This window comes from Flavisolibacter ginsengisoli DSM 18119, assembly GCF_900129295.1.
GTDB lineage: Bacteria > Bacteroidota > Bacteroidia > Chitinophagales > Chitinophagaceae > Flavisolibacter > Flavisolibacter ginsengisoli.
On the sequence record NZ_FQUU01000006.1, the window covers coordinates 212,583 to 224,862 of the forward strand.

At 40.9% G+C, this 12,280-nt stretch carries 8 protein-coding genes; 2 read left to right on the top strand and 6 right to left on the bottom strand.

The window, feature by feature from the left end; all coding sequences use genetic code 11:
- Nucleotides 1-132: 132 nt before the first annotated feature.
- The 4 genes from BUA53_RS09355 to BUA53_RS09370 form a co-directional block, all read right to left on the bottom strand.
- Nucleotides 133-1,230: a transporter family protein gene (locus BUA53_RS09355; RefSeq protein WP_072835103.1), complete on the bottom strand. Its 1,098-nt coding sequence runs from the start codon at nucleotides 1,228-1,230 to the stop codon at nucleotides 133-135.
- 2 nt (nucleotides 1,231-1,232) lie between these two features.
- Nucleotides 1,233-2,585 carry a vanadium-dependent haloperoxidase gene (locus BUA53_RS09360; protein ID WP_072835104.1) on the bottom strand — a complete coding sequence of 451 codons (1,353 nt, stop codon included), beginning with the start codon at nucleotides 2,583-2,585 and terminating at the stop codon, nucleotides 1,233-1,235.
- 108 nt (nucleotides 2,586-2,693) lie between these two features.
- Nucleotides 2,694-3,245 (bottom strand): hypothetical protein, encoded by a 552-nt coding sequence (locus BUA53_RS09365; RefSeq protein ID WP_139256394.1) that lies wholly within the window; start codon nucleotides 3,243-3,245, stop codon nucleotides 2,694-2,696.
- A 42-nt stretch (nucleotides 3,246-3,287) separates the two neighbouring features.
- On the bottom strand, nucleotides 3,288-5,315 hold the full coding sequence (locus tag BUA53_RS09370; protein WP_072835106.1) for a kojibiose hydrolase: 2,028 nt from the start codon (nucleotides 5,313-5,315) through the stop codon (nucleotides 3,288-3,290).
- A gap of 74 nt (nucleotides 5,316-5,389) precedes the next feature.
- Here BUA53_RS09370 and BUA53_RS09375 point away from each other — a divergent pair, with 74 nt between their 5' ends.
- On the top strand, nucleotides 5,390-6,331 hold the full coding sequence (locus tag BUA53_RS09375; protein ID WP_072835107.1) for a hypothetical protein: 942 nt from the start codon (nucleotides 5,390-5,392) through the stop codon (nucleotides 6,329-6,331).
- Between the two features lie 67 nt (nucleotides 6,332-6,398).
- On the top strand, nucleotides 6,399-8,495 hold the full coding sequence (locus tag BUA53_RS09380) for a T9SS type B sorting domain-containing protein (RefSeq protein ID WP_072835108.1): 2,097 nt from the start codon (nucleotides 6,399-6,401) through the stop codon (nucleotides 8,493-8,495).
- A 1-nt stretch (nucleotide 8,496) separates the two neighbouring features.
- Here BUA53_RS09380 and BUA53_RS09385 read toward each other — a convergent pair whose 3' ends face one another.
- Nucleotides 8,497-11,820: a VCBS repeat-containing protein gene (locus tag BUA53_RS09385; RefSeq protein WP_072835109.1), complete on the bottom strand. Its 3,324-nt coding sequence runs from the start codon at nucleotides 11,818-11,820 to the stop codon at nucleotides 8,497-8,499.
- On the bottom strand, nucleotides 11,807-12,280 hold a 474-nt coding region (locus tag BUA53_RS21215; RefSeq protein ID WP_175546046.1), incomplete at its 5' end, for an FG-GAP repeat domain-containing protein. The genes BUA53_RS09385 and BUA53_RS21215, both read right to left, overlap by 14 nt.

Sequence of the window (12,280 nt, forward strand, 5' to 3'; positions counted from 1 at the left end):
AAGATTTAAGGTGATAATAAAGTCACAGGTGTAGTAGCAGTATCATTGCTTCATGCAAAGCAGTATCTGCACTGGCAGCTAATTCAATCAGGCACATTTACCCAGGGACAATATGCCTGATTGATGATTAATCTATTTTAAAGCGAACGACACTCCAAAGTTGATTGTATAATCAGCAAAGGCCGCGTCACCCTGTGTGTAGGTGCCTGTTTTGGTAGTCCTTAATTTATCTGCAACACTTTGTGTACGGTTTCTTTCCACAGCTACTGGAACAGATACATACAACTGTGTTTTATTGATCCTGTAAGCAACGACAGGTTCTGCAGAAAGCACATAGCCAGGCCTTCTGAAACCATTACTACCACCAATGATGTCTTCCGCTGGCACACCTTCAATGCGCATACCGGCAGAAAAAGAAAAATGTTCCAGGTTATAGTTAGCTCCGGCCCTTGCCATATATTGGTCAGGTACACTCATTACATCTGTGCCATAAGCAATATTAGTGGCAGATACAGCACCGCCTCTTGAAGTGGATACACCATTCTGCTCCCTGGGATTGGACAAGTAAAAACCATTCAGGTACAAGCTGAGTTCTTTCGATAAAGAAGAAAAACTATTCAGTTCTAAAGTGATACCAGTGCCACCATCGCCTAATTGGATAGACTGATCCACCGGACCAAGGACCTTAGTAGAATCGTTCTTGTAGAAATAATCCTGGTAACGATAGTCGCCTGTAGGCAATTTGATACCGAGTCCAAGCTGCAGATTCCTCCTGGTGGCAGTGGCAGGATCAAGTAGCCAGTAGTAGGCTGCAAACCGCATATCTCCAATACCGAAAGAATGAGTGGAGCGGCGGGCATTGGGACTGGTACTTGTATTACCGTAATGCTCGTACATGGATGAACGTGCATTGCTGATAACCGGAACAAACATTCCAAAAGACCAGCGGGAATTGAATTGTTTGGTCAATGCCATTTCTGTAGAAAACACATGATTGATCACTTCTGTTCCTTTTTCAACTCTTTCTTTTTGTTCTACAGTACCAACGAAGTGTTTATATGATTTGAAATAGCGGTTATTTAAGGCAAAAACCCAACCGGAATGCCCCTGTGTCTCGTGGGATTCCATCATAGTGCAGGTACTGCCATTGTTTCGAATGGCAACACAGCCTTGTGACTGAGCAGAATATGTGATGATAAAAGCTAAAGCTATAAGCAGTGTATGTTTCATTGTTATTTTGTTGAGTTGTAAGACAATTGGTCTTCGTTACGAGTGAGGTGCAGTTTGCGAACGATGTATTCTCCAATGTTCTTTCCTACTATTGTTCCCTGTTCAAGGTCGGAACGGAAGTGAATGCCACCATACATCCTTGACCAGCCGGCTTCAATGGATGCTTCGCGGAAAGATTTAAATGACCTGTTCGGGATGCCGAATTCCAGTTCAGAAGAATCAGTATACGCGAAATTATCCCCGAAATGGTGTGACATCACTTCGGCAGATGCTGCGGATATAACAGAATGCCCGCTGATATAGGATGGAAACGGCGGGGTCTGGATATAGGGCTGCCAGGCTGGGTCAATGTACTTATTGATCACGGTTTCCGGACGGATGGTATTCGTCTTGAACTTTGATTTCCAGCAGGCAATGAATCCATCAAATAAAGCGATAGATGTTTCTGTATAAGCTGCCACAGTTTTATCAAAATCTGCTTTTGACTTCTCTGCAGCAATACCAACGATATTCATCCAATGTCCCGGAGGAGAAAACTTTTTGGTAGCATACATTACATGTCCTGTAACGTGAAGGTTGAAAGGATTGTCGTCAAAGAAATCTGCGATGTGCTTTTGTTCATCTGTCAGGTTATCCACTGTTCTTTTTACTTCCATTACTTCCCTGCAATAGGCAGAATTGGTATCCTTCATATTATACACAGGAGGTGCAGGAGGCATGAACTGGGCGGCTGAATCAAGTATCAATGTCCTGATATCGCACCAATGAGGCTCCATTGCCTGGGAATAAGCTGGTGGTGTAGGTATCCAACGGCCATCTTCCTGGGTAACTGTAAATTTCTCAGAGCTTCTTGTCTGCGCATAATTGTCTTTTTTGCTCCATTTCATTACTGTAGCTGCAATTGTATCACTAAAAGCAACCGTATTATTCAAAACCTCTTTCGGCATTCCGGCATTACGGGCCTTTTGCTTGAGATCGTCATAATATTCTATTAAAACACCTTCAGGAAAGGTTACTGCATTCCCGACTTTTACGAATGCGAGCAGGGAGGCCAGGTGGTAATCTATCTTTTCACCAGCCAAAGGTTTTGGCATAGCAGGTAGGTGTCTGATCTGGCCACTAAGTGTTTGATATGTGCTGTCACCAGCTACCATACATTCATATGCAGCAATGTTGGCGTATGCATAATTGCGGGAAGCAACTACAGGGGAAAAGTTATTATACAATACAACATCATTCAATTTCTTTACGGTCTTACAGTAAAGCAGGGGGTCGTTTGTGAATTTTGTATAATCCTTTTCCTTGCAGGAAAACAAAAATGAAGCTAATAAAATCAGGCAGGCAAACTTTTTCATAGTTCAATAATAATTGGCTAACGCCATTTAATATCACTTATACCTAAGTACAGGTATAAAGTCAGGTAAATAAATTAAGTGAGGATCTCAATTAAGTAGGAGGTGATATCAGGCATTGTCCCGTGGGGGCTGTCCTTTAACAGAAGTATGATCTTCCTGGATCATTATTGTATTGAAGCTGTAGTAATGCTGATCAATCAGCATTGATGATACAAAGGAATATTCTGAGGATTGCTGAAAGTAGTCAGGCAATGTTATTTTAAAAGTATTGGCAGACTTCTTTTCATTGGGAAAAGATGAACCATCAACAGATAGTTTGACAAATGCGTTTTGAGTGGATTGAAGGTGAGCTTTGGTTTTATTGGGTATACATAAAAGTTCAAGCGTATCCTGGTTTACCCGTCTTTTTACGTATTCATAAACCATCCCGTTGACCTCAACAGACCCGTAAGCTCTTTCAAAGTCTGTAGATGTACTGTAGTAAGGTAAATTTAGTGGAGTCTTAATTGTGATAAGGTCATCTTCGCTGTATTGCTCATTATCAAGTTGCGATTGAAAAACGACAGATTCCCTGGCCTGCAGGTAATTCAACATCACCCTGTATCCATACAAATTGAATAACAGGACCGCAAGAAACAGTATAGCAGAAAGTCGTCTCAAGAATAAAGCAGTGTTAGAAATCAGCCAAAAAGATAAGAAATTTTATTTTACCACAAATGTTTTCTTTTGAGGCCCCGCTCCTTTTATAGTAAGCTTACTCCAATTGGAGGGTAAAACAGAAGGAATCTGTTTAATTCCCTGCGGTGTGATCTCCAGACCACCAAAACCCATCAGCACGGCTTGGAGGATTCCACCTGCTCCAGTAGCGAAATAAGGATTGGTGCCACCCTTGGTTTCAGCTATTACGCGGAAAGGAGGATTCAGGTTGGGTACATAGGCATCCTTAAACCAATGATAGGCTTTTTCAGCATCACCTAACCGGGCATACAATAAGGCAAATACGCCCTGGGTCATAGCTGGTGTTCCTTCATTGGGAACGCGGGATGAATAATATTCCAGGTCGCGTTTCACTTGGGCTTTATCAGTAATTTCTTTAAGTGGATAAGCCAGCAGGTTAACGTCAGCCTGCTTGATACCTTCTCCATTGTAGGATGCATGTTCCTTTGTCACTCCATTGTCCATTTTTAGAATGGGAATATTATCTGCAACATTCATCCAATCAGGGTCTGGGGCAATTCCCAATAACTTAGCTGCTTGTGTGGCGTACTGCAAATTGGCCTTAGCAGCAGCATTGGTAAAGGCATTATTATCAACATTTTCCGCCCATTCATCTGCTGCTACTACATTTTTTATATCAAAATGGCCTGGTCCGTTTCTTTCAACCCTTGAACTCCAGAAATCTGCGGTAGCTGACAAAATGGGATAGCCCTTTTCCTTAAGCCATTGCTTGTCCTGGGTTACTGCATAATAATTCCAGGCAGCTATAGCAACATCCGCAGTAATGTGGTGCTCAAAGGGGCCGCTAAGCGCCCATACAGGTGTTTCTTCCACGCCTGACTCAGCACTTTCCCAGGGGAACATGGCCCCTTTGAAACCATTGGCAAATGCATTCTTCCTGGCGGCCTCCAATCTTTGGAACCTGTATTCGACCATACTTTTGGCCAGTTCAGGATGCATAACCAGTATAGCAGGGTACATCCATAGTTCTGCATCCCAGAAAACATGGCCATTATACCCCAAACCACTTAGTCCCATAGGTGATGGGGAATTAGCCGTGCCTTCACGCACAAAACTGTAAAGATGATATAACATGCTGTGAATATCCTGTTGTGATTGCGGGTCTCCATCTACTACTATATCACTCTGCCAAAGCTGGTCCCAGGCTTTTTGATGAAATTGCAACAGTCTGTCCCGGCCTTCCAACTTGGCATAGATGGTAATTCTTTCTGCTTCATTTAATGGATCATCATGGTGTGCGGAGGTCATCGAGGTGCCAGCTACCGAAAACCTATACGTCTCCCCTGCCTTAATAGACCTTGTAAATTTCATCAGGTGCATATTATTATCCCACATCTCGTGAATCACTCTTGGCTCCTTTCCATGAGGCTCAGAAAAAAGGAAGGTATTACTGGCGCACATCAATAATTTACCAGTAGGGGATTTTGCGGAAGATGTCAATAAGCTGATGACCACATGCGGCCTGTCGATCTCGTTATAATAATTCTGAACATCCCTTAATGCATCCGGTGCCTCCATGACACTACTTCCAGTAATGCTGATATCTTTTTTGGCAGTAATTGATACATCCATTAACACTGTGAAAGGAAGGTGTCTTAAAGAATAATAAGTATAACTAACTGTGGCCTGGTCGCCATAATCAAATGAAGTGGTAAAGCTGGCTGCCTTCATATCCAGTTCCTGCTTCATGTGGGCGATAGATCCCGAACCAATTCTTCGGCCATCAATATCCAGGTTCATATTCAACAGGTTGAAGCTGCGAAGGAAATTGCTTACCCTTCCCCTTCCATACAGATCATAAGCGCCGGCAAGCACTACATCCTTGACCTTGAAGGGTTCAGGGGAAGACACTATCCCGATCATGCCATTGGCTACTGTAACTCCATAATAATGTGAAGGATCAATAGTGTCAGCAGTAATTTTCCAGGGATCCTGGCCGAATGAAAATGCAGCAAACAAACAAAAGATAATGGTGAAAAGCCAACGGTTCATGTACGTGGTAGTTTTTGTAATGGATGAATTTAGGTTTATTTGCGTAAAATTGAATTTCCTAAGAGATTTCTTTTATGATAAAATGGCTGGCCTGGATCATCGCGTGCTTATTAGTAATTATCATCTGTCTGTATTTATTCTTGCCAGGTAATATCTCAATTGATAGAAAGCTGGATGCCACAATCAATCTTAAAACACTCCAAAGGGGTCTTTTGGATGAAAATACATGGAAACAATGGTGGCCTGGCAAAACAGTTGATGCCAACGGCAGTACGCTTTTTGAATACAATGGCTCAATTTATTCTATTTCAGATAAACAATTATCTACCATTACCCTTTCTGTAAAAAAGGACAACTTTTCAACCACAGCTGCCATAAATTTTATTCCCCGGGACGAAATACATGTTATTATAAGCGGGCATATAAACGAAGATCTGCCCGCCTTGCCCGTCAGCAGGATCAGAGCTTATCTCAATTCGAAAACACTTAGTAATGACCTTGGTGACATATTGGAACGAATTAGACAATTCTATTCCAATAACGATCATATATATGGAATTCATATTGAAAAAGCCTTAGTAAGAGATTCTTCACTCATTTCTACCAGTGGTATTTCAAAAGGATATCCCAACCCACCATTTATCTATAAAATGATCAATGACTTAAAAGCCTATGCACTTCTTCACCAGGCCAAACAAACCGATTATCCAATGCTGAATGTTTATACACAGGATAGCATAAATTTTTTAACGAGGGTTGCACTGCCGCTAGATAAAAAATTACCCTCATCAGGGAAAATTGAATACAAATGGATGTTAGGCGGTGGAAATATTTTGGTGACGGAGGTAAAAGGAGGACCTGGCAAAATCAATGAAGCTATCCACCAGGTAGAAAATTATATCACTGATTATAACAGGACTCCCCCTGCCATTTCTTTTCAATCCCTGGTAACAGACAGGGTAAAAGAACCTGACTCTACCAAATGGATAACTAAACTGTATTACCCTGTGATGTAGGCTTCCATTTGAACAGATTGTGGTATATTACAATATAAGCCTGAAGAGTTACAGTATGCTCCTCTCCATGAGTATTAAACAAAAATATATATACTACTGCCAGTTCATTCTTCTTTTGATTTTACCGCATTTATCTATATCGCAACAGTGCATCAGCCGTTATTTTTCAGCTCTATATAAAGCAACAAATTGGTACATTCCTATAAAGGCTGTATCAACTCCGGGAAAAGAGATAGTTGCAGTTGGAAACACGCGAAATGACCATGGTTATATTACCAGGCTTTCATCACAGGGTTCCATTTTATTCTCTAAACAGTATAACCCCATTTACCAGAACAATACTACCTATTTCAAAAACTTAGAACTAAATGATGTGATAACCCTGGGTGATGGATTACAGGTAGTTGCAGGAACGGTTATCCAGGATAAGTACATCTACCAGGCAGAATACATAAATAGACTGGGCGTATTATTTAAAATTGACAAATTTGGTAATGTAATTTGGTCAAAGAAATTCGAAAGCCTGAATGGCACCAATAATAATGGATTTGAACTAGGCATCACCAATGTTATAGAGAAAAGTAATGGGGACTTGCTGGTCTATCTATCTTCTGACTATGGAAAGAATTATAATGCATATGGAAAGCTTGTTTGCCTTACCAATAATGGACAAATAAAATGGAGCTTTTTACTGGCTAATGGTTTGGAAGGTGATTTAAGTGATAACAGGGCAATTACAGAAACAAAAGCACACGACATTATCCTTGCTGAAATAGTATATAAAAAAGAACGGCAACCACAAGGTCCGCAGGTGACCGCCGCCTATCTTCATACTATTTCTATCAATGCTCAGGGAAATTTGAATTGGGAGAAAGCATTTGTTTTACCTACAGCTTCTGAACCTGCTTCCCTGGTAAAAATCAACCAACTGGAAAACGGCAACCTTGTACTTACTGCCAATATTGTATGTAAAGGAATAGTTGATGCACAATCTCTAAACAGGGCTGTACGGATAGTATTTAATTCACAGGGAGCCCTGCTCAGCACTGTGAGTTATAATTTTCCCGGGGAAAACACTATTGTACGTGACGTAAATAATTTAGCGGGTAGTGAACAAGTATACTTACTGAAAAATGATAACAATTCTGCACTGGCAGGTTTAAATTCCAATGGCGACATTACATGGAAAGAAGGGATCTTAGATCCAGTTAATGGATTTCCTGCCACCTGTTTTACTCGCGTTGGAACAGGTTTCGCAGTTTTCATGAGCAGTTATCAATCGCTTTTTACCCGTTTAATGCTCACTTCAGAATATGGATTCATAAAGTGCGGTAATACTCCAGTCTCATTAAATACGGATGCTATTACGTTCGACGCTTATACTATAAAGACCAATCCAGGGGAACCGGATCCAAACCGCTTTGCCATATCAGATTTTCCAATTAAAGACGGATCCTTTGACCTGGTTGGTACTATAGATTGCAAGGAAAATGTTTCCTGCTGTTATAACAGTATTGACACAAGCCTGCGCACTATCAGGATATGTGAGGGAGAGCACTATACCTTATATGATGGAACAGTAGTATCAACACCGGGTATGTTCTATGAAAATCATCAATTACCAGCCGGTTGTGATAGCATTGTTTATTACAACCTGGAAGTAATTAAAAACCCTTCCCATTTATCACTTGGAGAAGATCAGTGCCTGAAAGGCAAGGAAAGCTTATTTCTTAATGCTACAGGTGGATATTCGAATTACAGGTGGATGAACCAGGCGCAGTCAACTGACAGTACTTTTAAGGTTACCAGGCCGGGTAGCTATTGGGTCAGTGTACAAAATAGTTGTGGTGAAAAAACAGATACCATAACAGTGTTTGAAGATTGTAATTTACCCATACTTATGCCTAATGCTTTTAGCCCGGGCAATGATGGACGCAATGATATTTTCCGCTTACCGTCCTCCAATAAAAACCGGTTTGTTTCAATGCAAATATTTAACCGTTGGGGACAATTGGTATTTGGCTCTACTGATAGCAATAGAGGCTGGGATGGAAAATTCCATGATCAACCCCAACCGCCAGGTGTTTATATTTATTACCTGCAATTACGGGGCTTGTCTGGTGATGTAATGAATCAAAAGGGCACAATTTTACTTGTTAGATAAATTAGTGGTTTCTTAATTGTATCACTTCGGTACTATCGCTGTTCTTTGCAAGAATAAATGCCTGTCCCCCGCGAACCTGTAATGGACTGATGTGCCGTACCTGTCCTTTAATTTCACTTCCTTTCAATAGTTGTGGCTCAAATTTATTCTTACCCTTATTCACCAGTAAAGTACCAAAATCAGCATCATACCTTCCCATTTCAATATTGTTATCATAATAATTGCCCGCGAGTAAAATATCCGGCAAGCCATCTTTATTTATATCCAGTATGGCCCCATCTTTCAGTGGAGACAATTGGGCTTGCCAGGGTAATGCCTGTACTTTAAAATTCTGGTGGCCATCATTAATGAGGATGGCATTCCTAAAATAATCAGCCTTTAAAACTGATGCGCTTTCTAACTTTTCCTTACTAAACAATTCTTCAAGTGTTGCCTTGGCAAAATCACCGGCATAAAGAAATTTCTTTTTCAATAAGGGTATTTGCTTTTCCAGTTCGGCCTTGTTGGCAAAGGGAATTTCCTTATCACCAATATAATATGTCAGCACCTGTTCTTTCTTACCATTACCATCAAAATCATTGTAATACAATCTTACAGGTTTATCAGCGCTGGCATGTAAACGACTGTTCAATCCCAGGTTGCCTGCTACCAGGTCAATGTCCCCATCATTATTTATATCACATGGCATCACGAAATTCCACCATCCTCTTTCCTTTGTAAGTTCTTTCTTTATAAAAGAACCATTATTATTGATATACGCTGTAATTGGTCCCCACTCCAACGATAATAAAAGATCTTTATCCCCATCCTTGTCTAAATCAACCCACACAGCCCTGGTTACAAATCCTGCTTCTGCCAAATCCTTTGAATATTGACGGGTCACATCCACAAAATGTCCTTTTTTATTATTCATCAATAAATAAGATTGAGGAACCTTGCCATATTCCCATGGAACGGCACGCCCCCCTATGAAAAGGTCTATATAACCATCACCATTAAAATCATAAGGAACTACACAGGAAGCCGTAAGGAATAAATTGGTAAATGCATTTTCCAGTTTAGTCAAATGCGCTTTCCCATCATTCAGGTATACCCGGGGTGTATTATGGATATCATTGCCATAAAATTCATTACCTCCACTGGCCACAACCAGGTCCGGGTTTCCATCATTATTGATATCTGCCCAACAGGCATCTACATCCTCATAAATACTATCCTCGTGCAACTGAGGCTGCACTGTTTTTATAAACCTGCCATTTGCCTGCTGCAGAAAGACAGCACTTTCCTTATTTCGCGAAGCTCCGATAAATACATCCTCCAGTCCATCTTTATTGATATCAGCCACAGCTAAGGCAGGTCCTTCTGTTGATACCATATGAGGTATCAATGGCTCGCGGTCGAATTCCACAAAATGGTTTTCCTGGTGTAAAAAATCAAGGTTTAAAGTGCTTGTGATATTCTTAACCTCCACAACTGGCTTTTCTTCTTTTGATAAAGTACTAAAATCAAACCGGGGTAACCCTGTAGTGTATACAATCTTTTGCACGGAAGTATGTAAATCCAGTTTCTGGCAGGTTTGATCAGGCCATACCAGGAAAGCAGAATCGACTATTGTATTTTTCAACCCAATAAGCAAGGGACCTTCCATGCTTGACATAAACCCTTTAACGGGGAACTTTTCATATGTCCTGACTTCTTTATTGGCAAAAATCACTACACGACTGCCAATGGCATTTATATTATTTCCAGGTCCTTTCAATTGAAGGGATACGTAATTACTGGCAGCCGAATCATTGTTTGTATTTCTGTACAATAACACTTCCTCGTCTGTGTTATTGACTACAATATCAAGATCACCATCGTTATCAAAATCTGCATATACAGCACCATTTGAAAAGGTAGGAACATTGCCATCAATATTCTCTGCTTCATCCAGAAAGGAAAGGTTTCCCTGGTTCTTATAAAACTTATTAGGCAGTTTGATTTCGGGAAATTTATCGATCAGGGACATATCCTTCTGGCTCATATCATTCTCCCTGATCTTTTGCTGAATCTCACCATTGGAAATAAAGTTGATATAGTCTATATCATTCATTCTTTTGGGGATGCCATTGGAAATAAAGAGATCCTTTAAGCCATCATTATCAAAATCCATCCACAGTGGCGCCCATGACCAGTCCGTGGCAGCTATGCCACTGTACAGCCCAACTTCACTGAAGCAATCGTTTTTCCTGTTAAACTGCAGGTTGTTGCGGGTATATTGGTGAGAGTACCCAACACTGATCTTATAATTGAATATATCAAAAGCATCCTCACCCAATGAACGCTTTAATATATAGGGATCTGAAGGAAGCATGTCCATGGAAACGATCTCCGGATACCCGTCATTATTGGCATCAGCAACATCCACACCCATTGAGAATTGGCTGGTATGCATTAACTCCTGCTCACCAACCTCTTTAAATGTTCCATTGCGCTGGTTGATATAGAGATAATCATTTTCGTGGAAATCATTACCAATGTAGATATCAGGATAACCATCAAGGTTGATGTCAGCAACTGATATTCCAAGGCCATACCCAATAGCCGTGCTGTTGATTCCTGTTTCTTTGGTTACATCAACAAAATGGTTTCCATCATTCCGGTAAATACGGTCACCAGAAAGTGCATGGTAGGTATTCATAAAATCCTTACGAGGCCGAAAAGTGCCATTCTCATGTACCGAATGATTCAAAAGATACATATCAAGGTCGCCATCATTATCATAATCAAAAAAAGCAGCCTGGGTGCTAAAACCAGAAAAGTCTAAACCATATTCTGCAGCTTTGTCTGCAAAATGAGGGATTCCCGCTGCGTCTATTCCCTGGTTGATCAGTAATTCATTCTTGCTATGGAGTATTTCATAATTACCCACCCTGCAGATATAAATATCAAGCAGTCCATCATTGTTAATATCTATGACACTTATTCCTGTTGTCCAGCCGCCATCCTGCGGCACCCCGGCCTTCACTGTTACATCGGTAAACTTTAAACCTCCTTTATTCAGAAATAGTTTGTTCTCGTGTTGATTGGACCCAAAGAACAGGTCTATTTTTCCATCATTATTGAAATCACCCGCACCTGCACCGCTACCATTGTAGAAATAGATATACTTGAATAAATTGAATTGCTGGTTATAGGAAAGGTTGTTGCTAAAATTCAAACCTGTTGTTTTGCTATCCAACACTTTAAATAAAGCATGATCGGCCTTCTTCTTAGAGGAACAGCCCAATAAGAAAAAGGCAGTTATTGCCAGGACGCTTACAATTGCTTTATTTAAAAACATACTTCTCACCGGGTTTGTTTGTATTGACTTTCATCATTTGGGGTTTGCCATCATTTTGGGTAATGAGCAGCAGGTGGTTTTGTGGGGTTTGGAACTCTTTGATGTCTTTGATCTGTCCTTTGATATTGAGTCCTGAGCTTCTTTGTTCCACCCATTGAAAATCACCCTTGCCATTGCCCAGCAGCACATGTCCATAGCTGGCGTCCAGCCTTCCAAACTGGGGTGGGAAGGTAAAGAGGTTACCACCTGCCACCAGGTCCACCTTTCCATCACCATTCACATCTGTTGGAAGCACCGCATTGACACTGGAGAGCTGCACCATCACAGGCAGGCGCTTGACTTTGAATACGCCACCACCTTCATTAATAGCCACCACAGAGGATGCATAATTAAACAAACGCTCTGTGGCCTGCTCCAGCACCGGCTTTGCAAAAAGATCCTGTATAGACTTTTTAGCGTA

Bases quoted from the DNA above. Each gene is read 5' to 3' on its own strand.
- BUA53_RS09355 (WP_072835103.1), bottom strand. From the start codon at position 1,230: ATGAAACATACACTGCTTATAGCTTTAGCTTTTATCATCACATATTCT.
- BUA53_RS09380 (WP_072835108.1), top strand. From the start codon at position 6,399: ATGAGTATTAAACAAAAATATATATACTACTGCCAGTTCATTCTTCTT.
- BUA53_RS09385 (WP_072835109.1), bottom strand. From the start codon at position 11,820: ATGTTTTTAAATAAAGCAATTGTAAGCGTCCTGGCAATAACTGCCTTT.
- BUA53_RS09375 (WP_072835107.1), top strand. From the start codon at position 5,390: ATGATAAAATGGCTGGCCTGGATCATCGCGTGCTTATTAGTAATTATC.
- BUA53_RS09370 (WP_072835106.1), bottom strand. From the start codon at position 5,315: ATGAACCGTTGGCTTTTCACCATTATCTTTTGTTTGTTTGCTGCATTT.
- BUA53_RS09360 (WP_072835104.1), bottom strand. From the start codon at position 2,585: ATGAAAAAGTTTGCCTGCCTGATTTTATTAGCTTCATTTTTGTTTTCC.